Annotated in this window: 19 protein-coding genes; 5 read left to right on the top strand and 14 right to left on the bottom strand. The window is 68.0% G+C overall.

Translation table 11 applies throughout. The annotated features are described in order from the left end of the window. Positions 1-23 precede the first annotated feature (23 nt). Positions 24-947: an acetyl-CoA carboxylase, carboxyltransferase subunit beta gene (gene accD, locus ACTDI4_RS06660; protein WP_442840395.1), complete on the top strand. Its 924-nt coding sequence runs from the start codon at positions 24-26 to the stop codon at positions 945-947. 37 nt (positions 948-984) lie between these two features. Further along, positions 985-2316, top strand: a complete 1332-nt coding sequence (locus tag ACTDI4_RS06655; RefSeq protein WP_442840394.1) for a bifunctional folylpolyglutamate synthase/dihydrofolate synthase — start codon at positions 985-987, stop codon at positions 2314-2316. 3 nt (positions 2317-2319) lie between these two features. On the opposite strand, the gene ACTDI4_RS06650 is transcribed toward ACTDI4_RS06655, so the two are convergent. The 14 genes from ACTDI4_RS06650 to ACTDI4_RS06585 all read right to left on the bottom strand — a co-directional run bounded on the left by ACTDI4_RS06650 (position 2320) and on the right by ACTDI4_RS06585 (position 21156). Beyond that, a complete protein-coding gene (locus ACTDI4_RS06650) occupies positions 2320-3078 on the bottom strand; it encodes a TSUP family transporter (RefSeq protein WP_442840393.1) in 759 nt (252 codons plus the stop codon). A gap of 91 nt (positions 3079-3169) precedes the next feature. Further along, positions 3170-3451, bottom strand: coding sequence for a cupin domain-containing protein (locus tag ACTDI4_RS06645; RefSeq protein WP_442840392.1), 282 nt, complete (start codon positions 3449-3451; stop codon positions 3170-3172). A gap of 171 nt (positions 3452-3622) precedes the next feature. After that, positions 3623-3946 (bottom strand): thioredoxin, encoded by a 324-nt coding sequence (gene trxA, locus ACTDI4_RS06640; RefSeq protein WP_442840391.1) that lies wholly within the window; start codon positions 3944-3946, stop codon positions 3623-3625. Between the two features lie 77 nt (positions 3947-4023). Further along, positions 4024-7539 (bottom strand): double-strand break repair helicase AddA, encoded by a 3516-nt coding sequence (gene addA / locus ACTDI4_RS06635; RefSeq protein ID WP_442840390.1) that lies wholly within the window; start codon positions 7537-7539, stop codon positions 4024-4026. After that, complete coding sequence (addB, locus tag ACTDI4_RS06630) at positions 7536-10667, bottom strand: double-strand break repair protein AddB (protein WP_442840389.1); 3132 nt, start codon at positions 10665-10667, stop codon at positions 7536-7538. Before addB ends, addA begins: the two co-directional genes overlap by 4 nt. Next, entirely contained in the window at positions 10664-11368 is a 705-nt protein-coding gene (locus ACTDI4_RS06625; protein WP_442843283.1) for a nucleotidyltransferase family protein, read from the bottom strand. Before ACTDI4_RS06625 ends, addB begins: the two co-directional genes overlap by 4 nt. Before the next feature lie 32 nt (positions 11369-11400). Further along, the gene (gene tsaE / locus ACTDI4_RS06620) at positions 11401-12909 is read right to left on the bottom strand and encodes a tRNA (adenosine(37)-N6)-threonylcarbamoyltransferase complex ATPase subunit type 1 TsaE (RefSeq protein WP_442840388.1); all 1509 of its coding nucleotides are present in this window, start codon (positions 12907-12909) and stop codon (positions 11401-11403) included. 6 nt (positions 12910-12915) lie between these two features. Next, positions 12916-15438 (bottom strand): ATP-binding protein, encoded by a 2523-nt coding sequence (locus tag ACTDI4_RS06615; protein ID WP_442840387.1) that lies wholly within the window; start codon positions 15436-15438, stop codon positions 12916-12918. A gap of 286 nt (positions 15439-15724) precedes the next feature. Further along, a complete protein-coding gene (gene ahcY / locus ACTDI4_RS06610; RefSeq protein WP_442840386.1) occupies positions 15725-17125 on the bottom strand; it encodes an adenosylhomocysteinase in 1401 nt (466 codons plus the stop codon). A gap of 171 nt (positions 17126-17296) precedes the next feature. Beyond that, on the bottom strand, positions 17297-17593 hold the full coding sequence (locus tag ACTDI4_RS06605; protein WP_442840385.1) for an HPr family phosphocarrier protein: 297 nt from the start codon (positions 17591-17593) through the stop codon (positions 17297-17299). Beyond that, positions 17590-17991: a PTS sugar transporter subunit IIA gene (locus ACTDI4_RS06600; RefSeq protein ID WP_442840384.1), complete on the bottom strand. Its 402-nt coding sequence runs from the start codon at positions 17989-17991 to the stop codon at positions 17590-17592. The genes ACTDI4_RS06605 and ACTDI4_RS06600 overlap by 4 nt, the downstream gene beginning before the upstream one ends. A 167-nt stretch (positions 17992-18158) precedes the next feature. Beyond that, entirely contained in the window at positions 18159-18620 is a 462-nt protein-coding gene (locus ACTDI4_RS06595; protein WP_442840383.1) for an HPr kinase/phosphorylase, read from the bottom strand. Further along, positions 18620-20404: a stimulus-sensing domain-containing protein gene (locus tag ACTDI4_RS06590; protein WP_442840382.1), complete on the bottom strand. Its 1785-nt coding sequence runs from the start codon at positions 20402-20404 to the stop codon at positions 18620-18622. Before ACTDI4_RS06590 ends, ACTDI4_RS06595 begins: the two co-directional genes overlap by 1 nt. Positions 20405-20454: 50 nt before the next feature. Next, complete coding sequence (locus ACTDI4_RS06585) at positions 20455-21156, bottom strand: response regulator transcription factor (RefSeq protein WP_442840381.1); 702 nt, start codon at positions 21154-21156, stop codon at positions 20455-20457. Between the two features lie 346 nt (positions 21157-21502). Here ACTDI4_RS06585 and ACTDI4_RS06580 point away from each other — a divergent pair, with 346 nt between their 5' ends. From ACTDI4_RS06580 to lysM, 3 genes are all read left to right on the top strand, one after another. Next, positions 21503-23113, top strand: a complete 1611-nt coding sequence (locus ACTDI4_RS06580) for a phosphoenolpyruvate carboxykinase (protein ID WP_442840380.1) — start codon at positions 21503-21505, stop codon at positions 23111-23113. Positions 23114-23197: 84 nt separating this feature from the next. Then, the gene (gene arfB / locus ACTDI4_RS06575) at positions 23198-23635 is read left to right on the top strand and encodes an alternative ribosome rescue aminoacyl-tRNA hydrolase ArfB (protein WP_442840379.1); all 438 of its coding nucleotides are present in this window, start codon (positions 23198-23200) and stop codon (positions 23633-23635) included. Positions 23636-23702: 67 nt separating this feature from the next. Next, positions 23703-24164 (top strand): peptidoglycan-binding protein LysM, encoded by a 462-nt coding sequence (gene lysM, locus ACTDI4_RS06570; protein WP_442840378.1) that lies wholly within the window; start codon positions 23703-23705, stop codon positions 24162-24164. Positions 24165-24196: the final 32 nt, after the last annotated feature.

Genomic DNA, 24196 nt, shown 5'->3' with positions numbered 1-24196 from the left:
TTGCCAGAGACAGGAGTTCAGACATGAACTGGATCACCAATTTCGTCCGCCCGAAGATCAATTCGATGTTCGGACGTCGCGAGATGCCCGAAAATCTGTGGGTGAAGGACCCCGAAACCGGGGAGATGGTCTTCCACAAGGACCTGGAGGAGAACCAGTTCGTCATCCCGTCTTCCGGCTATCACATGAAGATCGCGGCCAAGGAGCGGCTGAAGTTCTTCTTCGACGACGGCAAGTACGAGGTGATCGAGAACCCCAAGGTTGCGATCGACCCGCTGAAGTTCCGCGACGAGAAGCGCTACACCGACCGCCTCAAGGAAGCCAGGGCCAAGACCGGTCAGGAGGACGCCATCCTCAACGCGGCCGGCGCGATCGACGGTCTGCCCGTGGTGGTGACGGTGCAGGATTTCGCCTTCATGGGCGGCTCGCTCGGCATGGCCGCGGGCGACGCGATCGTGCACGCCTTCGAGACGGCGCTGCAGCGCAAGCGGCCGCTGATCCTGTTCGCGGCCTCGGGCGGCGCACGCATGCAGGAAGGTATTTTGTCGCTGATGCAGTTGCCGCGCACCACGGTCGGCGTCGACCGCCTCAAGGAAGCAGGCCTGCCCTATATCGTGGTGCTGACCAACCCCACCACCGGCGGCGTCACCGCCTCCTATGCCATGCTGGGCGACGTGCATATCGCCGAGCCCGGCGCGCTGATCGGCTTCGCCGGCCCGCGCGTCATCGAGCAGACCATCCGCGAGAAGCTGCCCGACGGCTTCCAGCGCGCCGAATACCTGATGCAGCACGGCATGGTCGACATGGTGGTGTCGCGGCTGGAGATGAAGAAGACCATCGCCAACCTGCTCAAGCTGCTGCTCAAGCTGCCGGAGAACGCCAGGACGGCCGAACCGGAAATCCTGCCGCCAGCGGCGGCCAAGCCGGAAGCGCGGCCGCAAGCCTGACCTTTCCTGCGCGTTTGCCTGTTCCGGTACTATTGTCATGACCATGCTTGCCGCCGACCGCGAAATCGAGCGCCTTATGGCGCTTCATCCGAAGGGCTTCGACCTGTCGCTGGACCGCATCCGGCGGCTGCTGGAGCGGCTGGGCAACCCGCATGAGCGGCTGCCGCCGGTAATCCACATCGCCGGCACCAACGGCAAGGGTTCCTGCGCCGCCTTCTCGCGCGCGCTGCTGGAGGCCGCCGGCCATACGGTGCATGTGCACACCTCGCCGCATCTGGTGAACTGGAACGAGCGCTACAGGATCGGCGCCGAAGGCGGCGGCAGGCTGGTCGGCGACGCCGTGTTCGCAGACGCCATCGCTCGCGTGGCAGCGGCCAACCGCGGCGAGACGATCACCGTCTTCGAGATCCTCACCGCCGTCGGCTTCGTGCTGTTTTCCGAACATCCGGCCGATGCCGTCGTGCTGGAAGTGGGACTGGGCGGCCGCTTCGACGCCACCAATGTCATCCGCCGACCTGCCGTGTCGGTCGTGATGCCGGTCTCCATGGACCACGAAGCCTATCTCGGCGACCGAGTCGAACTGATCGCGGCCGAGAAGGCCGGCATCATCAAGCCCGGCTGCCCGGCGGTGATCGGCGCGCAGGAGCACGAGGCCGCGCTCGACGTGCTGGTGGAAACGGCGCAACGGCTGGGCGCGCCGGTCTCCGTCTATGGACAGGACTTCCTGGCCCACGGCGAACATGGCCGCATGGTCTACCAGGACGAAGGCGGGCTGATGGACCTGACGCCGCCGCGCCTGCCCGGCCGCCACCAGTTCACCAATGCGGCGGCGGCCATCGCGGCGGTCAAGGCGGCGGGCTTCGACATCACCCAGCAGACCGCCGACCGCGCCATGGCCGAGGTGTCGTGGCCGGGACGCATGCAGAAGCTGACGCAAGGGCGGCTGGTCGAGCTTGCGCCGCCGGGCGCCGAGATCTGGCTGGACGGCGGCCACAATCCCGGCGCGGGCCTTGTCGTGGCCGAGGCGCTGGCCGAGCAGGAAGAGAAGACCCCGCGGCCGCTTTTCCTGATCGCCGGCATGATCAACACCAAGGACCAGTCCGGCTATTTCCGCGCCTTCAAGGGGCTGGCCCGGCATGTCTACACCGTGCCGGTGCGCTTCAGCGACGCGGCCGTTCCCAACGACGAACTGGCCGCACGGGCCGCCGAGGCCGGGCTGTCGGCCGAACCGGTCAATTCGGTGGCGGACGCGCTGATGCTGCTTGCCGCCACCTGGCACGGTTCGGAGGCGCCGCCGCGCATCCTGATCTGCGGCTCGCTCTATCTCGCCGGCGCAGTGCTTGCCGACAACGACACGCCGCCGCAGTAGCCCTCACGCCGCCAGCAGCGACGGCAGGGCCAGCGACAGCCCCGACAGGAACAGCAGGACGAAGACGACCGCCTTCTGCATCCGCGCCGACAGCGGCAGCGGCCAGCGGCGGGCCGCATAGGTCATGCCCATGACCACGGGAACGGCGGCAATGCCGGCAAAGGTCGAGAGCGGCGGCACATTTCCCGTGCCGACGACGAGGGAAAGCCGCACCACCTGCGCCGCGCCGAATGCGGCGACAAGCGTCTCGCGAATCTGCGCGGCTGGCAGGGGCTGGCGATAGAGATGATAGACCAGCGGCGGCCCGCTGGTCGAAAACAACCCGCCCATGAGACCCGACACGATGCCGAAGCCGATGAAGCTGCGCCCCGGCGAGCGCCGGCGCAGCGCCCGGCGCTGAACCGCCAATTGCAGGCTGGACAGGATGATGACCAGCCCCAGCACGAGCTTCAACAGGTCGGCGCGCGTGTCGGCCAGCCACTCCAGCAGGAAGAAGCCGGCCACCACCGAAGGCAGGCTGGCGCAGAGGATGAGGCAGAGTTCGCGGCGCACCACATGGTGCCAGCCGCCATGCAGCATCATCTGCCCGGCATTCACCAGCGTCAGCACCCCCACCATCACCGCCGCATCCGGCAGGGGCATCAGGCGGGTGAGCGCCAGCGCGCCCATCATGACCAGCCCGAAGGCGAAGCCGGTCATCGTCTGCACATAGGCGGCGACGCCGGCGATCGCCAGGAACAAGACAAGCGAGGTCGGCCCCATCAGGCACGGCCGGGATGGGCAGGCGCGGCCGGAAACGCTGCGGCGGACGCCGTCGTCCTCCGCGGGATGCGACAGGCGTCCGAATTCACGTCTACTTCAGCTCGATCTCGATGAAGGCATATTCGCCGTCGGTGGCGTTGACGACATCGTGCTCGACGCCCTCGCCGCGGAAATAGGGGGCGCCCTTCTTCATGTCGGCGAAGGTCTCGCCTTCCTTGGTCACCAGCTTCAGCCGCCCGTCCATCAGCGGCACCACGACATAGTCGTGGCCATGGCGGTGCCAGCCGGTGTTGGCGCCCGGCGCGAAACGCCATTCGGTGACGACAACGCGCTCGTTGTCGATGAGGGTGGTAGGCTTTGCGCTTCCGTCCATCGTCATCCTCCTGTGCGGGTCAGGAAAACAGTCATGCCGATATTCCGGCAAGCGCCAATAAGGCGGCACCGTTCGGGCCAGATCGCCCGCATGCGCCCTGGCGCAAAAAAGCCCGGCCACTCACGCAGATTGCCGGCGGCCGGGCTTTCGGTGGAAGCAGAGGAGGAAATATCAGGCGACGGCGCCGTTGATCCAGTGCGACAGCGCGGTCTTGGGTGCCGCGCCCACCTTGATGTCGGCCACTTCGCCGCCCTTGAAGATCATCAGCGTGGGGATGGAGCGCACGCCGTACTGTGCGGCCAGTTCCGGGTTCTCGTCGATGTTGAGCTTGGCGACCTTGACCTTGGAACCCAGTTCGGCGGCGATCTCGTCCAGCGCCGGCGCGATCATCTTGCACGGACCGCACCATTCCGCCCAGAAATCGACCACGACCGGCTCCTTCGCTTCGATCACGTCGGTGCGGAAATTGTTCTTGTCGACCTTGACGGTGGCCATAGGGGAAAATCCTTTCGGGGGTTGATTGCCGCACCAAATGTGGTGGTTTCTATCGCTTCGTTCAAGCAGAGCTTGTGTCACGACGCTCCGAGTCGGGCAAGGGCGGCATCGAGCAGCTCCGCCGGAAGCTCAATCAGGCGCGGCGCCTCGGTGAACAGAAGCGCGGCCGAAACCGTATGCCCCGGATAGAGCGGCCGAAGCAGGGCGCGGTAGAGCGCAAGCTGCAGGGCATAGGCTTCCGGCACCTCGGCGAGCGAGGCAGGCGCCGGCCGGTTAGTCTTATAGTCCACGATCAGCACCTTGTCCGGCATCACCGCCAGCCGGTCGATCTTGCCCGAGATGGCGCGCACCTTGCCGCGCACGGCCAGGCTGCCCACGACCGACACCTCGGCGCGCGAGCCGGGAGAAAATAGCGGCGAAAAGCGCGCGTCGGCCAGGATGGCCGCCACGGCCCGCAACGCGCCGCGCCTTTCAGCTTCCGGCCAATCCGCGCCGGCGCGCGCCAGATAGCGCTCCGCCGCCGCCTGCCGCTCCGCCTCGGCTATGTCCGGCAGCATCTGCAGCAGCTTGTGCAGGGCAAGCCCGCGCCGGATGGCGAAGACGGGTTCGTCTTCGGCATCCAACACCGGCGAGCGGCTATCGACGACAGGCTCCCTGGCGTCGTCGACCAGCGCGGCGGCGCCGGAGGGCGACAAGGGGCGCGGCAGGTCCTCCACCTCCTGCAAGGGCAGGAAAAGACTTTGCGGCATCGGTCCGAAATCCGGCTGCGCCTCATCCGGCTTCGCCTCACGCGCCAGCGGCGGCAGGTCCAGGACGCGGAAGCGATGCACCGGCTCGCGGGTCACCGCATGCGCGGTTTCCACCGTCTCCGGCCCCCCGACCAGCGCGCGCGACACCAGCGAGTGCCAGGTGGTTTGCGCCGGGGCGCGCTTGCCGTGATAGCCGCAGACGATGAGCCGGTCCTCGGCGCGCGTCATGCCCACATACAGCAGGCGGCGATACTCGTCGTCGGCCAGTTCGCGCGCACGCGCCGCGACCTGCTGCGAAAAACCGTTGGCGACTTCGCTGCCCGCGCGCCACAGATAGCCGTTGCCGCGCCAATGCGCACCGGAAGCGACGAACGGCATCAGGCGCGGCAGGTGCTGGTCGGAAAAGGGCGCGGCGCCGCTGTCGACCAGGAACACCACGGGCGCCTCAAGCCCCTTGGCGGCATGCACGGTCATGATGCGCACCTCGTCGCGCGTCTGGTCCATCTCGCGCTTGATCTCAGGCCCGGCATTTTCCAGCGTGGACAGGAAGGCACCCAGCCCCGGCAGGCCGGTGCGCTCCTCGGCCAGCGCGAAGTTGAGGAACTCGTCCAGTATGTCGCCGGCTTCCGGCCCCAGCCGCGCGATCATCTTCTTGCGCACGCCGTCGCGGGCGAGCAGCGCGGCGTAGAACTCGAAGACGGGCTTGAACGCAGCCTCGTTCGTCCAGGCTTCCAACTGGCCGGCCACGACGGCCAGCGCCGCATCGTCCCTTGCCTTCTGCCGCAGCGAGGCGATGAGCGAGACGCCGCGCTCGCGCCCTGCGGCGAGCGCAAACAGCGCCTCTTCCGAAACGTCGAAGATCGGCGATCGCAGCACGGCGGCGAGCGACAGGTCGTCCTCGGGCTGGGTGAGGAAGCGGCCGAGGGCGGCAAGGTCCTTCACCGCGATATGGCCGGGCAGGCTGAGCCGGTCGGCCCCGGCCACCGGAATGTTCCTGTCCTTGAGCGCACGCGACAGCGCATGCACGAAGCGGTCGCGCTTGCGCACCAGCACCACCACGTCGCCGGCCTTGAGCGCCCGGCCCTTGCCCTCGATGATCTCGCCGGATTTCAGCCAGCCTTCGACCGTGCCGGCGATGGTCTCGGCCAGCCGCACGGCGGGCGCGCTGGCATGGTTGACCGGCAGCGTCCAGTCGTCCGGCTCCTCCACCTGCTCGGCGCCGATCGACGGCCACACCTCGACATAGCCCGGCGCGTCGCTGCGGATCGCCTTGTGGTCGAGCGGATCGGGGTCGTGGCTGATGCCGCGCCGCGTTTGCGGATCGGAAAACACCCGGTCGACGGCGGCCAGCACGTCGGCGGTGGAGCGGAACGACCAGGTGAGCTTGAGGTCGGCGAAGCCGGCTTCGGCCCCGCGCACACGCGCGGCGAATTCCTGCCGGCTTTCGTGGAAGGAATCCGGTGCGGCGCCCTGGAAGGAATAGATGGACTGCTTCTCGTCGCCCACGGCGAAGACCGTGCGGGACACGCCGTCGCGCGCGCCGAAGCCGGAGAAGAAATCCTCCGCCAGTCTCTTCACCACCTCCCACTGGTCGGGGCTGGTATCCTGCGCCTCGTCGAGCAGGATGTGGTCGATGCCCTGGTCCAGCTTGAAGCGCACCCACGGCCCTGCATCCGCGCGCGCCAGAAGGTTGACGGTGCGGGTGATGAGATCGTTGAAGTCGAGGAAGCCGCGCCCGCGCTTCAACTGCTCGTAGCGGGCGATCAGCCAGTCGGCGACGGTCAGCGCCGCGCGCGTGCCTTCCAGCATGGAAAAGAGCGCCAGCCGGTCGGAAGCGGCCGTCACCGCCTGCGCCGCCGCCAGATAGCGGTCGGGCAGGTCCGGCAGGGCCGAGACCAGCGCCTTGGCAAACAGCCAGCCCGGCTTGTAGGGCTCGCCCTTGGTGCCGAGGAACGCCTTCTTCAGCAGCGCGAGCCGGCGCAACGGATCTGGCTCGGCATAGGCGGGCCCGGCTTCCAGGACGAAATAGTCCTGCGCGCGGGCGGCCCCCAGCCGCAGGCAGGCGTCGCGCATCGCCGCGAAATAGGCGGGATCGAAGCCGGGCGGCGGCCCTGCGGCGGCGGCGATCGTGTCGGCCGTCTCGTCCGCGCCGAAGCCGAACTCCTCGAACAGCACGCGAAAGCCAGTGCCGTCGCCGCCGGTGGCGTCGATGAAGGCGCGCAGGCCGTCGCGCTTGCGCATGATCTCGACCAGGAGGTCGTCCAGCCCCTTCTCGCCGCCGCGCTCCAGCACCGTGGCGAAGGCCTCCGCCAGTTCGGGGCCGTCGGCGCCGGCGCCGGTGATCATGTCGCGCCGGGCATCCGCCAGCAGGGCCTGCTCCATCTGCGTGTCGAGCATCTGGAAATGGGCGGCGATGTTGGCCTCCAGCGGGAACTGGTGCAGCACGGATTCGCAGAAGGCGTGGATGGTCTGGATCTTCAGCCCGCCGGGCGTCTCCAGCGCCTCGGCGAACAGGCGCCGGGCGCGGCGCATGGTGGCGGGATCGGGCCGGCGCCCGTCCAGTTCGGCTACGCGCCCGGCCAGCGTCTGGTCGTCCAGCGCGGTCCATTCCGACAGGGTGGAAAAGACGCGGTTGGACATGTTGGCGGCGGCCGCGCGCGTATAGGTCAGGCACAGGATCTTGGCCGGATCGGTGCCGCGCAGCAGCAGCCGGATGACGCGCTGCGCCAGAACATGCGTCTTGCCGGAGCCGGCATTGGCCGAGACCCAGGCCGAATTGGCGGGGTCCGACGCGCGCGCCTGGTTGGCGATCGTGTCGGTGGGGATGGAATAGGCCTTCTTCACCCCTCCCCTCCTTCATCCGCCCCTTCGCCGCCCGCCGACCATTCGAGCACGCGTGCGAGATGGTCGTAGTCGCCGTCGGCCTCGCCCTCGCGGAAGGGCAGCGCCCGCGAGAGATAGCCGGTGTTCGGGTCGTGATAGTGGAAAAGCAGCTTCTCCAGCCGCGCCCATGCCTCCTCAGACAGATCGTCGGCGCTGCGCGGCTTGCGGTTGTAGTCGAGGATGGATTCCTCGAACACCTCGCCGTTCGGCTTCAGGCGCACGAAGGCGAGATCCGCGGGCTCGCGCGCGCCGAGATCGCGGAAGGCGCCGCGCTTCAGAAGAGCGCCTTCCAGCGCGAGCTGCGGGACCAGCAGCGTGTGCGCCTGCGCCTTGGACGGCGAGGAGCCGGTCTTGTAGTCGAGGATGTCGGCCATGCCGCCGGCCAGCAGGTCGACGCGGTCGGCATAGCCCGACAGCGTGACGCCGGTGCCGCCCACCATTGTCTTTTGCGCGCGCGCCTCGGCGTGGCGGCGGGCGACGCCGGCGGCGCGTCCGCGCTCCCATTCGATGATGCCGGCGGCGAGCTTTTCGAAGCGCGGCCACCACACCGCCTCGACATCCGGCGGCAGCGCGGCCTCGGCGAAGCATTGCCGGCCGGCTGCCAGGAGAGCCTCCAGCGCCTCCGGCGCGCGCGGATCGGCCACGGCTGTGGAGAAGCGATGCAGGATCTCATGGAACAGCGTGCCGCGCTCGGCCGCGCCCGGATCGCGGATCAGCGGCTCCAGCGGCATCAGGCCGAGGACGCGGCGGGCGTAGATCGCATAAGGGTCGCGCCGCAGGGTCTCGATCTCGGTGACGGAGAAATGCCGCGGGCGCACGGCCAGCGGCGGCGCCGGCCGTGGGCGCGGCGCGAAATCGCGCTTCTCGCCGGCATCCAGCGCGCGGCCCCAGGCGAGCAGACGATCGCCGCGACGGCGCAAACCGTCGGCTTCCTGCTTGCCGACGAAGGTCAGCAGGCGCTGCAGCCAGCGCGAGGGCACGGCCGGCGCATCGCCCGAACGGGCGGCGCGCGCCAGCACCACGTCGGCCGTTCCCATCGCCATCTGGAAATCATGCGCGGCAAGGCCGATGCGCCGCTCGGGCGGCTCCAGCGCGATGCCGGCCTTCATCAGCCGCGACATGAAGCGGTCGCCCTCGGGCTTGCGCGGCCAGGTGCCCTCGTTGAGACCGCCGATGACGAGGGTGTCGACATGTTGGAGCCGCGCCTCCAGCGCGCCCCAGATGGAAATGGCGCGGTCGGCGCCGCGCGCCGGCTTCACCGTCTCGGGCGCGACCAGCGCCTCCATGACGGCCGGCCATTCCCGAGGCTCGACGGCGAAGGAAGCGGAGGCCGAGACGAGACCGCGCAGCAGTTCCGCCAGCTTCTCGCCGGCATCGCCCTCGTAGAGCCGGGCAAGCGCGCCATCGTCCGCGCGGCCGAGATTTTCCAGCGCCTCCACGCTTGCCCTTGCGAGCGCGGCGAACTCCGCCTCGCCGGCGTCGCGCAGGGCGGTGAGCGGCGCCAGCGCCTCGGCCAGACACGAAAGCAGCATCTGCGCTTCCTCGATACGGCGGGCCGACAGGCGCGGCAGCCAGAAGGGCGGGCGGGAATCGGCGCTTTCCTCGGCAAGCCGCGCGTCGAACAGCTCCCCCAGCGTGGCGACGTCGGGACGCCCGGTGCCGCCGCGCAACGCCACCAGTTCCACTGCCTCGGCGGCGCGGCGCACCAGCGGCCGCTCCAGGCCGAGGCCGAGCAGCGGATGCTTGACCAGCGAAAGAAGGGCAACGGGATCGCCCGGGCGGAAGGCAACCTCCAGCGCCAGCCTGAGCAGGGCGGCGGGCGCCGTGGCGGCGAGCGGCATGCCGCCGGAATCGTCGGCCTGCACGCCGAAGCGCAGCAACTCGGCCGAGACGCGCCGCGCCAGCGCGCGGTCGCCGGTCACCAGCGCCGCGGTGCGGCCGGGCTCGGCCACCGCCTGCTTCAACGCGACGGCGATCGCGGCGGCCTCGTCACGCTCGTTGGCGGCCTCCACCAGGGCGACGCCGGCAAGCGCTTCCCCGATCGCGCCGGGCTCGAACCGCGCGCGCGCATCGGCCCACAATTCGGTAGTGTCGGCAGGGCGCAGCGCCTCGGCCACCAGCGCCGCCCGCAGCGCCAGCGGCCTTTGGGCCGCGCCGATCTCCTCCACCTCCCGGCGCTGGATGCCGATGCGGCCGATGAGCCTGGCCAGGCCGTATTGCGGATGTCCGAGCAGGGAAGGACGCAGGTCCGGCGCGGCAATGGCGGCAAAGGAGGCTTCGTCCATGGCCCTGTCGAAGCCCGGCAACACCACCGCGCCGCTGGGCAGGGCCGCGATCGCCGCCAGCAGCTCGGCGGTGGCCGGAATGGAGCCGGTGGAGCCGGCCGCCACCACCGGGCCGGCGGGCGGATTGCGCTTCAGCCTCGCGGCCTCCAGCCGGATCAGCGCGCTGCGATGCGCGGCCGGATTGGAGCGGTCGCGCTCGGCAAGCAGGGCCGGCCAGTTCTCGGTGACGATCCTGAGGAAATCCAGCGTCACCTGCCACCAGCCGGCAAGGTTGCCGTCCACCAGCCCGGCGAGCCTGGCCCAATCCGAGCCTTCCGTCTCCACCTCGTCCATCAGCTCGGCCAGGTCGCGCGCCAGCCATATGGCGTCGGCGGAGGAAGCCGGCACCACCACCTCTTCCGTGAAAAGCGCGGCGACATGCGCCGGCAGGCGGCGCTTCCAGGCCCCCACCAGCGGCGCCAGCAGCAGAAGGCGTTCAATGGCGGCGATGGGCGGGGCGAGTTGCAGGGCGGCGGCGCTTTCGGCTGTGTCGGCGTCAAAAGCGGCCTCGTCCTCATCGAACTCGCCGAGCGGGCGGATGACGGGCAGGATGGCCGAGCCGCCGCCGAGCCGGTCGGCGAACACGCCGCGCAGCGCGCGTGCGGCACGCCGGGTGGGCACGTAGATGGTGGCGGCGGCCAGCGCCAGCGGATCGCCGTCGTGGCGGAAGCCGGGCACCAGCGCGCCGTCGAGCAGGGCCTCGGCCAGCGTCGGCAGGAAGGGCACGCCGGGAGGGATGGACAGGACGCGGCGCGGGCCGCTCATGGCTCTTGCGAAAGGGCGCGGGCGACCGCCGCCTCTGCCAGCGGCAGCGCGTCCGGCGTGCCCACGGTGATCCAGCGGCCGAGCATCTTCACGCCATGCAGCCGGCCGGCGGCGATGGCCCGGTCGAAATAGAGGTTGAGCGAATGCGGCGCGGCCTCGGCACCCGCGAAGACGCGCGGATGCACGATCGCCGCGCCGGCATAGATCAGCCCGGCCGGGTCGCCTGCCGCACGGCGCAGGGTGCCGTCCGGCCCAAGGACAAAATCCGTGCCGCCGCTGTGCCCGGTCGCCGATTCGCCATCCGCAAGCATGAGGAGAATATCCATGCGCGCGTCGTCCCAGGCAAGAGCCAGCCGTTCCAGCCCAGGCGTCCCGGCGTCGATCCAGAAGGTATCGGAGTTGAGCACGTAGAAGGGTTCGGCACCCAATTGCGGCAGCGCCCGGACGATGCCGCCAGCGGAATCCAGCAGGGCGGCGCTTTCGTCCGAAACCACGATTTGCGGCGCGGTACGCTTCGCGACATGGGCGACGATCTGGTCGGGCAGATAGTGCACGTTGACCACGGCCTTTTCCACGCCGGCGCGGGCGAGGCTGTCCAGCCCCCAGTCGAGCAGCGTCCTGCCGGACACCTTCACCAGTGGCTTGGGAAGCGTGTCGGTGAGAGGCCGCATGCGCTTGCCCAGGCCGGCGGCCAGCACCATCGCCGTTTTCGGGGCGGTCTTCGGACCCTTCGTCACAGGATGCGCTCCTCCAGAAGGCCGTGCGCCTCGTACAGCGTGCGCAGGCCGGCAAGGGAAGGATGGGCCAGCGCGCGGCGCAGATAGTCGCGAATGCGCGGCAGGTGCTTCAGATAGCCGGGCTTGCCGTCGCGGCGATCGAGCCGCACGAAGATGCCGAGGATCTTGGAATTGCGCTGCGCCGCCATGATGGCATAGGCTTCCCGGAACGCCTGCTCGTCGAACGGACCGGCGGCGTGCCGCGCGGCGATATAGGCTTCCGCCGTCGCCTGCTCGATGGCGGGCGGCACGGTGACGCGCGCGTCGAACGCCAGCGAGGCGACGTCGTAGGCCGGCGGGCCGACCAGCGCGTCCTGGAAGTCGATGATGCCGAGCCGGCCGAAGCCGGAACGTTGCCCGCGCCAGATTATGTTGGGCGAATGGAAGTCGCGCTGCATCAGCGTGGTCTCGCCGCCTTCCAGCCGGGCAAACAGCGCGCGCCATTCGCGATGGTATCCGGCGCGCAGTTCCTCGCCGGCAGGTGCGCCGGTGACGGCCGGCACGTACCAGTCGAGCAGCAGGTCGACCTCGATCTCCATGGCGTCGGGGTCGAAGGGCGGCACTTCGTGGAACAGGCCGGGCGCGGCCTCCAGCCGCCAGGCCCATTCCTGTCCGTGCATCATGGCCAGCAGTTCGGCGGCCGCGACGTAGCGCTCGACGACCGGCTTGCCGTCGATGAGGAAGCCTTCCTTGCCCAGATGCTCCATGAGCAGGAAGCCCTGGTCGAGGTCCTGGGCGTAAATCTCCGGTACGCTGACGCCGCCGGCCTTCATGGCGCGGTCGACGGCCACGAAGGCGGCGACGTTGCGCGCCGTGTGCGCGATCTCGGCATAGGCCTTGCCGTCCCGCACCGGGGGACCCAGCACCAGCGGCGGCGCGTTCATGGCGATGCGGTCGTCGGCGCCGTCCAGCGAGACGGTCTCGTAGGCGCGCGCGGAGGCATCCCCGGTCAAATGCCGGCGGCGCGCGTCGCCCCAGCCGGCGGTTTCGAGGAAGTCGCGCAGCGAAAGCGACCGCGCCATGCGGGCGAAGGCCTCCCCTGCCCCCGAAAGCCGCGCCAGCCGGCCCGCCCCCTGATGAACGAGTTCCAGCGTGACCGTGCCCGGCGGCATGAGGTCCGCGGCGCGCTCCGGCCATTCGACGAGCGCTGCCCCGTCGGCAAGCATCTCGTCGAAGCCGAGTTCGTCCAGCTCATGCGGCGAGGACAGGCGGTAGAGGTCGAAATGATGGACCGGCAGCCGCCCCTCGTAGGTCTGCACCAGCGTGAAGGTGGGGCTCGGCACCTCCAGGGCGGCATCGTCGGCCAGCGTCCGGATCAGCGCGCGCGCCAGCGTGGACTTGCCCGCGCCGAGGTCGCCCGACAGCGCCAGCACGTCGCTGGGCCGGAGCGCCATGGCAAGATCCTCGCCCAGCCGCGCCGTCGCCGCCTCTTCGGGCAGGAAACGCTCGATCGCCTGATCGGCCATGCGCCCCTACTCGGCCGCCGCCCGCATGCCTGACGGAACCGTGGGGAAGGTGCAGATCACCGTGGTGCCCATGTTCTCGCCGGTCTCGATGCGCACCGTGCCGCCGTGCAGTTCCACGAAGCTCTTGACGACCGACAGGCCGAGCCCCGCGCCGCGCCGCCGGCCGCCATTGACGTGCGGCTCGAAGCGGCGGAACACCGTTTCCAGCACGTCCGGCGGCATGCCGGGTCCGTCGTCATGCACGGAAAACTCCACGCCTTCCGGCACCTGGCGACAGACGAGGCGGATGACGCTGCCTTCCGGCGCGTAGTTGGCGGCATTGCTGAGCAGATTGTAGAGGATCTGGCGCACGCGGGTCTCGTCGCCATGGAAGCTCCGGGGCGCAGCGGCGGAATCGATGCCCAGCCGGATCGAATGCTCCTCAAGCCTGTCGGCCACCAGTTCGGCGGCGGCGATCAGGGTGCGCTTGACCTCCACTTCGGAAATATCGAGTTGCATGATGCCGGCGTCGACCGTCGCGAGGTCGAGGATGTCGTTGACGATGGTGAGCAGCACCGAGGAGGACGAGCCGATATGCTCGACATATTCCTGCTGCTTCCGGGACAGCGGGCCGGTGGCCGGCAGCGACAACAGTTCGGTGAAGCCGATGATGTTGGTGAGCGGCGAGCGCAGCTCGTAGGACACGTGCTGGACGAACTCGTTCTTCAACTGGTCGGCCTTCAGCAACGCCTCGTTCTTCTCCTTCAGCGCGCGTTCGACATTGACGCTGTCGCTGACGTCCACGAAGGTCAGCATCACCTGCCCGTTCGGCAGGTTTATGACGGCATAGCGAAGCACATCGCCATTATCGAGTTCGGTCTGGCCGCGGCGGTCGCGGCGTTCCTCGTCGAAGCCGGTGACGGCGGCGACGAAGCCGGCCCAGGGGCTGTCCTTGGCGTGCGGATCGCACAACTCACGGATCGCCGACACATGCACGTCGGGTGCCACCGCGGCTTCATCCAGCCCCCACAGATTGGCGAAGGCCGGATTGGACAGGCGCAGCCTGCCGTCCGGGCCGAACACGGCTACCCCTTCGACCAGATTGTCGAGCGTCTCGCCCTGCACGCGCACAGCGGTGCGATAGCGGCTTTCCAGATCGATCTTCTCGGTCAGGTTCTCGAACACCCAGGTCACGCCGCCCTTGGGCTGCGGGTTGGCCACCACGCGGATGGTCTTGCCGTCTGGCAGGTACCACCAGTGTTCCTGCGGCTCCACCGCGCGATAGGCGCCGAGCAGGTTCTCCTTCCAGCGGCGCCACTCCGGCTGCTCGGCGACCTTGCCCTCGGTGCGCAGCCGGTCGAGCAGCAGCGCATTGTCGGGCGCGCTGTGCAGGAAGGCCGCATCCAGCCCCCACAGCTTCTGGAAGGCCTGGTTGAAGAAGCGCAGCTTCTCCGCCTCGTCGAAGATGGCGACGGCGGTGTTGAGCTGGTCCAGCGTGTCGGCATGGCTACGCACGGTGCGCTCGTATTCGGCGCGCACCGTCTCTATGGCGCTGACATCGCAGGCAAGTCCGGCAGACCCTTCGGCACCGGCGTAGTCCACCACCGAAAACATGCGCCGATCGCCCTCGATGACGGTGGACAGCGTCTGTTCGAACACCGCACGCGAGCCATGGCTGGCGGCGATCGCCTCGCGCGCCTGGCTGCCGAGGAATTCCTTGCCTTCATGCAGCGCGGCGTCCGCGTCGGGCGTCTCCACCGCGGCGGCATAGGCACGGTTGACCCATTTCAGCCGGCCGTCGGCGGCGCGCAGCCACACGGGCATCTTCACCGCATCGAGCAGGCCGCGCAGCGTATCGTGCTCTTGGGCCAGCCGCCGGTTCTCCAGCTTCAGCCGCGCTTCCGAGCGCAGCGCCTCCGACAACGACACGAAGCGGACCACCGCATGCGCGGCGCTTTTGCGGCCATGGACCTCTATCGGCGCGCCCACGATCGTCTCGGCAACGAGGTCGAAGGGGGCGCCCTTCTCGCGCAGCGCCGCCACGGCGTGCTCGAGCGCTGCCGCAGAGCGCGGCCTCAGCCAGCGGCCGAAGGCCAGGAAGGCGGCTCGCTCTTCCGGCGCGCCCGTCTCGATCGGCAGGGCGCCCACCACCTCCGGCTTCCTGTTCTCCTTCTCGGCCGCCCACACCACCACGCGCTGGTCGCGCAGGTTGAGCAACGCCTCCGAGCGTTGCAGCGCGGCGTTGACGTCGGCGATGCGCCCCCTGAGGTCGGCATTTTCCGCCGCCGTGCGGGCGCGCTCGCGGATGAGGACGATGGCGGAGATCAGCGCCGACGCCATGACGCCCACCGTGACGGCGAGCTGGATGACGTCCATCGTGCTGACGGACGGCCCGGCGATCGAGCCGGCAGCCGCCTCGGCGCTGCCGGGAACGAGCACCGCCGCGCCGCACAGCAGCGGCGCGAGGCGCCGCCGCAAGCAGACGGCCTTCGAATCTCTATGGCCGCCGGCAACGGCCTGTCCCGCCCGAAGCGGGTCTTCCCCCGGCATGTGTTGGTCCTCTCCGCCGCCAGAACCTGAGTGCGCGACCGCGCCGGCTGTCCCCGAATCCACAGCACTGCGCCGCCCCGGATACGCAAAGGACGCTCCGATACCGGGACTCCGACGCACCGCCTCGAACCTGTCGGGTTGCGTGGACGCGCCGGCTGGAAACTTCGCGAATCACCTCAACATACAGGCTTGCCGAATCGGCGTGAAGAAGGGCGCCGGCCAAAAATAAGGCCGGGCGAAAAGTCAATCGCCCAGCCTCAACATCTTGTAGCAATCTACGTTATGGTTAATAGCGGTAGTGTTCCGGCTTGAACGGGCCCTGCGGCGTTACGCCGATATAGGCGGCCTGTTCGTTCGAAAGCTCGGTCAGCCTGGCGCCGAGCTTGGCCAGGTGCAGGCGGGCAACCTTCTCGTCCAGGTGCTTGGGCAGCACGTAGACCTCGTTCTTGTACTGGCCGCCCTTGGTGAACAGCTCGATCTGCGCCAGCACCTGATTGGTGAAGGAGGCCGACATGACGAAGCTCGGATGGCCAGTGGCGTTGCCGAGATTGAGCAGGCGGCCTTCCGACAAGAGGATCATGCGCTTGCCGTCCGGGAAGGTGACCATGTCCACCTGCGGCTTGACGTTGGTCCATTTCAGGTTGCGCAGCGAGGCGACCTGGATCTCGTTGTCGAAGTGGCCGATATTGCCGACGATGACCATGTCCTTCATCGCCCGCATATGGTCGAGGGTGACCACGTCCTTGTTTCCGGTGGTGGTGATGACGATGTCCGCAGTCGGGGCGGCGTCTTCCAGCGTGACCACCTCGAAGCCGTCCATGGCCGCCTGCAGGGCGCAGATCGGATCGACCTCGGTGACCTTGACGCGCGCGCCGGCGCCCTTGAGCGATGCGGCCGAACCCTTGCCGACGTCGCCATAGCCGCAGACCACGGCGACCTTGCCGGCCATCATGACGTCGGTGCCGCGGCGGATGCCGTCGACCAGCGATTCCTTGCAGCCGTATTTGTTGTCGAACTTGGACTTGGTGACCGAGTCGTTGACGTTGATCGCCGGAAAGGGCAGCAGGCCCTTCTTCTGGAGCTGGTAGAGGCGGTTGACGCCGGTGGTCGTCTCCTCGGTGACGCCGCGGATCGCCTCGCGCTGCTTCGTGAAGAAGCCGGGCGTGGCGGCCATGCGCTTCCTGATCTGGGCGAACAGGATCTCTTCCTCCTCGCTGCCGGGATTGACCAGCACGTCCTCGCCGGCTTCGGCGCGAGCGCCGAGCAGGATGTACATGGTGGCGTCGCCGCCATCATCGAGGATCATGTTGGAGACGCCGCCGTCGCTCCACTGGAAGATCCGGTCGGTATAGGTCCAGTATTCCTCCAGGCTCTCGCCCTTCACCGCGAAGACCGGGATGCCCACCTCGGCGATGGCCGCGGCGGCATGGTCCTGGGTGGAGAAGATGTTGCAGGAGGCCCAGCGGATGTCGGCGCCGAGCACCTTCAGCGTCTCAATCAGCACCGCGGTCTGGATGGTCATGTGGAGCGAGCCGCTGATGCGCGCGCCCGTCAGCGGCTTCTTGGAGCCGAATTCCTCGCGGCAGGCCATCAGGCCGGGCATCTCGGTTTCGGCGATCTCGATTTCCTTGCGGCCCCAGCCGGCAAGCGAGAGATCGGCGACCACATAGTCCTTGCTAGCCGTCATGGCGGTGCTCCAGTGCATCTTGTCTACAGGAAGCGCCCACGCCTCAGGCGCAATCGGGGCGCGTTTCGGGCCGACTGCCTAGCAGATCGCGCACGCTGCGACAATGGGACATAAAGAAATCTTTATCCGTGCATGTCGACCTGACCAGACGGCAGGCCGGAACGCGGCGGATCAGATCTCCTCGCCGAAGCGGGAGGCGACCAGTTCCTCCAGCGCGGCCAGCACCTCCTGGGCTTCCGGGCCGGAAGCCCCGACCCGGATGGAGCAGCCGGGACTGGCGGCGAGCATCATGAGCCCCATGATGGAGGTGCCGCCGACCTTGACGCCGTCCTTTTCCACATCGATCGTGGCATCGAAGCTCGAGGCGACCTGCACGAACTTGGCCGAAGCCCGCGCATGCAGGCCGCGCTGGTTGACGATGACGAATTCGCGCACGATGCGCCCGGGCCTGGAGGAGACTTCGTTCATTTGCTGCTCAGCAACTGGCTGGCCACGTTGATGTATTTGCGGCCGGCGGTCTGCGCTTCGACCAGCGCGAGCGCCATGTCGTCGCCCTTGCGCACGCTGGAGAGCTTGATGAGCATCGGCAGGTTCATGCCGGCGATGACCTCGACGCGGCCGGCCTCCATGACGGAAATGGCGAGGTTGGAGGGCGTGCCCCCGAACATGTCGGTCAGGACGATGACGCCCGCGCCGGTATCGACCGCCGCCACCGCATCCAATATGTCGCGCCGGCGCTGCTCCATGTCGTCGTCGGCGCCGATCGCCACCGTCTCGAAATTTTCCTGCGGTCCCACAACATGCTCCACCGCGTGGCGGAACTCGTTGGCCAACTGACCGTGCGTCACGAGCACGAGTCCGATCATTATGAGGCGGCTCCCGTCATTTCAGTAGGCGAAGTCATGGCCCCTTCACAGGCGCATTTTATGCTTGCCGGCCCTTCGGGGCGGCGGGAAGCGCTATCTTGTCGAGACGCGCCTCGTTGACAAGCCCAAATCTGCGCCGGACCAAGCCATTTTGACGCATTGCAGCATCAAAACGCCCCGGTTTTGCCGAAAGGCGGAAGCCCGAGGCGCGCCGCAACGGCCGACAGCGCCGAAAAGGCGTCCCGCGCGGACAGGTCGAGGCGCGGCACGACGCAGCCGGCGATCGTTTCGGTCGCATCCTCCTGGAACCGGTGCATCCGTGCCGCCGGCACGAGGCGCACGACGAGGTCGATCACGGCGGCGGGCTCGAAGGCCAGCTTTTGCGGGCCGGTGCCGTACACTTCGGCAAGGCCGGCAATGGTGCCCGGCGCCCGGCAGACCAGACGCGCGCCGTGCCCGGCGACGAAGATCTGGTCGTCGCCCACCAGCCGGCAGAACAGGCTCTGCGCGGAAAAGCGCGAAACCAGCGCCAGGGCGAGCGCGGTCTTGCCCGCGCCCGACGGCCCGGTGACGAGCACGCCGCGGTCGCCGAGCAGGACGGCGGTGCCGTGAATGTTGCAGGGGGGCATCAGCCCTCGGCCGGCAGGGTGACGACGAAGCGCGCGCCCCTGATCTCGCCGGGCTTGCCGCCGGGGATGTTCTCCGCCGTCAGCGTGCCGCCATGGGCTTCCACGATCTGGCGGCTGATGGACAGGCCGAGACCGGAATTCTGGCCGAACGCCTCGCTGGAGGGACGATCGGTATAGAAACGCTCGAAGATGCGCTCGATGGTCTCGGCGCGGATGCCCGGCCCGTTGTCGTCGACGGTGAGGACGTTGAACTTGCCGGCACGCGCCAGCGAGATGGCGATGCGGCCATGTTCGTCCGGCACGAAGGAGCGGGCGTTCTCGATCAGGTTGGTGATGACCTGGCCCAGGCGCAGATCGTGCCCCTGGACGAAATAGCCCTTCACGCCCTGCGGCGGCTTGGCCACTTTCAGCTCGATGTCGACCTTCTTCTTGTGGTGCGAGGCTTCGCGCGAGACCGACACCAGATCGGAGACGAACCTGGCAAGGTCCACCCGCCCGGCGTCTTCGCGCGCCAGTTCCGCATCCAGGCGCGAGGCGTCCGAAATGTCGGTGATGAGGCGGTCGAGCCGCTTCACGTCGTGCTGGATCACCTCCATCAGCCGGTTGCGGGACGCCTCGTTGCGGGCCAGCGGCAAGGTCTCCACCGCACTGCGCAGCGAGGTCAGCGGGTTCTTCAGCTCATGGCTGACGTCGGCGGCGAAGCTCTCGATCGCGTCGATGCGGGCGTAGAGCGCGTTGGTCATGTCGCGCACGGCGATCGACAGGTTGCCGATCTCGTCCTGGCGGTCGGAGAAGTCGGGAATCTCCTCGCGGTTCTTGACCCCGCGCCGCACGCGCACCGCCGCTGCCGATAGGCGGCGCAGCGGATTGGCGATGGTGGAGGCCAGAAGTAGAGACAGGATGGCGGTGACGAGGGCGGCGACGCCGAAGACGCGCAGGATGGCCTTGCGCTCGGCGGCCACGATCTTGTCGATGTCGCCGCCTTCGGTGGACAAAAGCAGCACGCCCAGCACCGCCCGGAAGCGCTGGATCGGCACCGCGACGGAGACGATCTGCTCGCCCTTCTCGCTGACGCGCACGATGGTGGAGGGGCTGCCGGTCAGCGCCTTGATGACCTCCGGATAGGCCGCGCCGTTGCCGCCGGGCTGCTCCTTGTAGACGGGCAGTTCCCTGTTGCGGAACAGGTCGAAGACGAATTTCTGCACGCGCTCCAGGAAATCCGGCTCCTCTTCCTCCACCGGCGGCAGGTCGTAGCGCAGGATCTGGCCGCGCGAATAGAGGTGGCGCGAATCCAGCAGCAGGTTGGCGTCGCGGTCGTAGATGCGCGCGCGGGTCCGCGTGGGCGAGATCAGCCGCCGCAGCACCGGGGCCACGCGCTCCGGATTGATGGGGAAGTCGAGATTGTCGAGCTGGTCGCTGGCGGGGCCGATGCTTTCGCCAGCTTGAAGCTCCAGCAGCTTTTCGGGGTCGATCGAGATGGAATCCGTCTCGACCGTGGCCGAGGCGGCGATGGCGCCGGCGATGATCTCGCCCTGCGTCATCAGGCTTTCCACGCGCGCGTCGATCAGCCCGTCGCGGAAGGTGTTGAGGTAGAGGATGCCGATGACCAGCACGGCCAGCCCGGCAAGGTTGAGGAACAGGATGCGGCGGGTGAGGCTGGAGAAGATGTGGTGGCCGAGGAAGCGGCGCAGGGGTACCGTCACCTTGGAAAAGAAGGACGGAAGGGCGCGAGGCGCCCGCCGCTTGGCGCTCACCGGCCTGCTGTGCTCGACTTCCACCGCCATCCGATCAGAGATCCGTTCCGCGATCCGATCAAAATCGGAACGCGCCGATCCTACGCCTCACGGAACCGATACCCAACCCCGTATAGCGTCTCGATCATCTCGAAGTCGTCATCGACGGCCTTGAACTTCTTGCGCAACCGCTTGATGTGGCTGTCGATGGTGCGGTCGTCGACATAGACCTGCTCGTCATAGGCCGAATCCATCAGCGCATCGCGGCTTTTCACCACGCCGGGGCGCTGGGCCAGCGAATGCAGGATCAGGAACTCGGTGACGGTCAGCGTCACCGGCTCGCCCTTCCAGGTGCAGGTGTGGCGTTCCTGGTCCATGACGAGCTGCCCGCGCTCCAGCGACCGCGACTGCTGGGCCGGCTGCTTAGCGGCGGCCTCGCGCGCGCTTGCCCGGCGCAGCACCGCCTTGACCCGCTCCACCAGAAGCCGCTGCGAGAAGGGTTTGCGGATGAAGTCGTCCGCGCCCATCTTGAGGCCGAACAATTCGTCGATCTCGTCGTCCTTGGAGGTCAGGAAGATGACCGGCAGGTCGGTCTTCTGGCGCAGGCGGCGCAGCAGCTCCATGCCGTCCATGCGCGGCATCTTGATGTCCAGTATGGCCAGGTTCGGCGGGCGCGCCGTCAGCCCCTCGAGCGCGGAGGCGCCGTCCGTGTAGGTCTCGACGCGGTAGCCTTCCGACTCCAGGGCGATCGAGACCGACGTCAGGATATTGCGGTCGTCATCGACAAGCGCGACTGTTGCCATTTCAAGCGGCTCCCTCATCAGCGAGCGTCCCTTCATGCTTCGAGAAGGGGCTTCTGCAGGACAAATTGGGTACAAAATGTGGCATGGCGCATGCCTCTCCTACAGTGGCAGGCCGCGTGTGTCCACAACCGGCTGCCCTGCATCCGTGCGACAGACCCGCGCGCCGATCCGCCTGAGCTTCGCGGGAACTGTGCCATCTAAACGATTTAAACAACTTTCAAAAATTTTAAATCGATTAATTATTTGATATTGCTTTTCTTTTCTGGTTCTGAGCGCGCGAACGTTTCATAATGGAATGATGGCTGGTGCCTGCCGGCCATGCGGCAAACCGAAAAAAGGGACTTCCATGTCGGAGCTTGGCAAACGCAACCCCGCCTGCGGGATCGACACCATTGGCCTGAAGACCACGGGTACGGTGCGTTACAACTTCGGCGCGGCGGCGCTGGCGGAGGAAGCCCTCTGCCGCGGCGAAGCGCGGCTGACAGCCCACGGCGCGCTGGTGGCCGAGACCGGCCAGCACACCGGCCGTTCGCCCAAGGACAAGTTTGTGGTCCGCGACGCCGCCACCGAGGACAAGGTCTGGTGGGGCAACAACAAGGCAATTACGCCGGCCCAGTTCGAAGCTCTGCTAGCCGATTTCCTCGCCCATGCCGCGGACAAGGATCTCTTCGTGCAGGACCTGGTCGGCGGCGCCGATCGCGAGCTTTGCCTGCCCACGCGCGTAGTGACCGAGTATGCTTGGCATTCGATGTTCATCCGCAACCTGCTGATCCGCCCGGAGGCGGCGGAACTGACCGGTTTCGTGCCGAAGATGACGATCATCGACCTGCCCTCCTTCCGTGCCGACCCGGCCCGCCACGGCACACGCGGCGAGACGGTGATCGCACTCGACCTGTCGCGCATGATCGTGCTGATCGGCGGCACCTCCTATGCGGGCGAGATGAAGAAGTCGGTGTTCACCGCGCTGAACTACCTGCTGCCCGAACAGGGCGTCATGCCCATGCACTGCTCGGCCAACGAGGGTCCCGACGGCGACGCGGCCATCTTCTTCGGCCTTTCCGGCACCGGCAAGACGACACTGTCGGCAGACCCCTCGCGCACGCTGATCGGCGACGACGAGCACGGCTGGGGGCCGCATGGCGTGTTCAACTTCGAGGGCGGCTGCTACGCCAAGACGATCCGGCTCTCGGCCGAGGCCGAGCCGGAGATTTTCGCCACCACCCAGCGCTTCGGCACCGTGCTGGAGAACGTGGTGCTCGACGAGCATCGCGTGCCCGACTTCGACAACGGCAGCCTGACGGAGAACACGCGCTGCGCCTATCCGCTGCATTTCATTCCCAATGCCAGCGCGACGGGCCGCGCCGCGCATCCCAAGAACATCATCATGCTGACGGCCGACGCCTTCGGCGTGATGCCGCCGATCGCGCGGCTGACGCCGGCGCAGGCCATGTATCACTTCCTGTCGGGCTACACCGCCAAGGTGGCCGGCACCGAAAAGGGCGTGACCGAGCCGGAAGCGACGTTCTCGACCTGCTTCGGCGCGCCCTTCATGCCGCGCCATCCGTCCGAATACGGCAATCTGCTGCGCGACCTGATCGCGCGCCACGGCGCCACCTGCTGGCTGGTCAACACCGGCTGGACCGACGGCGCTTATGGGGTCGGCCGCCGCATGCCGATCAAGGCGACGCGGGCGCTGCTCTCGGCCGCCCTCGACGGCTCGCTGAACGCGGCCGAATTCCGCACCGACGCCAATTTCGGCTTCGAGGTGCCGGTGGCCGTTCCGGGCGTCGACGCCGCCATACTGGACCCGCGCTCGACCTGGGCGGACACCGCCGCCTACGACCGCCAGGCCTCGCGTCTGGTCTCCATGTTCATCGACAATTTCGGCAAGTTCGAAGACCATGTCGATGCCATCGTGCTGGGAGCCGCGCCGCAGGTGCGGCAGGCCGCCGAATAGCGGCACGCACTTCCTTCGATGCACAAAGGCCCGGTCCCCGATCGGGTCTTTTCTTTTTCTCCCCGCCGCGCGATGACTGGCGCCATGAACGCCGACGACAGGATCATCGTGGCCGCCGATGCCGTCATCCACCCGGACGACCTTGAGGAGAGCTTCATCCGCGCCTCCGGGCCGGGCGGGCAGAACGTCAACAAGGTGGCGACCGCCGTGCAGCTTCGCTTCGACGCCGCCAATGCGGCGGGGCTTTCGGAGCGCGTGCGCGAACGGGTGATAAGATTCGCCGGCCAGCGCGCCACCAAGGACGGCGTCATCGTCATCGAGGCCGCCCGCTTCCGCACCCAGGAGCAGAACCGCGCCGACGCCCGCGCAAGGCTGGCCGCGCTGGTGGCGCGGGCTGCCGAGCCGCCGCCCCCGCCGCGCAAGAAGACGAAGCCGACGAAAGGCTCGGTCGAGCGGCGGCTGAAGGCGAAGGCGGGGCGTTCCACGGTGAAGAAGATGCGCGGCAGGGTGGAGCGCGACTGATCGTTCGGCTTCCAATTGCGGCTGCCGGATGCCAGACTTGCCCGCGTGAAATGGCAAGGAGGCCAAGATGGGCATTTTCGATTTCGTGAAAGGCGTAGGCAAGAAGCTGGGGATAGGCGAGGACGAAACGCCGCCGAACGCCGAGACCCTCAAGAAGGAGCTGGATTCCCACGAGCTCGGCACCGACGGTGTTCAGGTGGAGATCAAAGGCGACACGGCCGTCCTCAAGGGCAAGGTCGAGGACCAGTCCATCTTCGAGAAAGCCGTCATCGCCGTCGGCAACACGCTCGGCGTCTCCAAGGTGCAGGCCGACGAGTTGAAGGTTGGGGAGGCGGCCGCCGCCAAGCAGCCGGTCTTCTACACGGTCAAGAAGGGCGACAATTTGTGGAAGATCGCCGAGGCCAACTACGGCAAGGGCAAGGGCGCCAAGAACACGATCATCTTCGAGGCCAACAAGCCGATGCTGACTCATCCCGACAAGATCTATCCCGGGCAGGTGCTGCGCATTCCCGACATCGCGGCGAACTGAGAACATTTTTCCGCGACAACGAGGAACGGCGG

This window comes from Mesorhizobium sp. PUT5 (genome assembly GCF_052216645.1).
In the GTDB taxonomy this organism is placed as follows: domain Bacteria; phylum Pseudomonadota; class Alphaproteobacteria; order Rhizobiales; family Rhizobiaceae; genus Mesorhizobium.
Note: the sequence above shows the minus strand (reverse complement) of the source record. Positions and strands in the feature narration are given on the sequence as shown.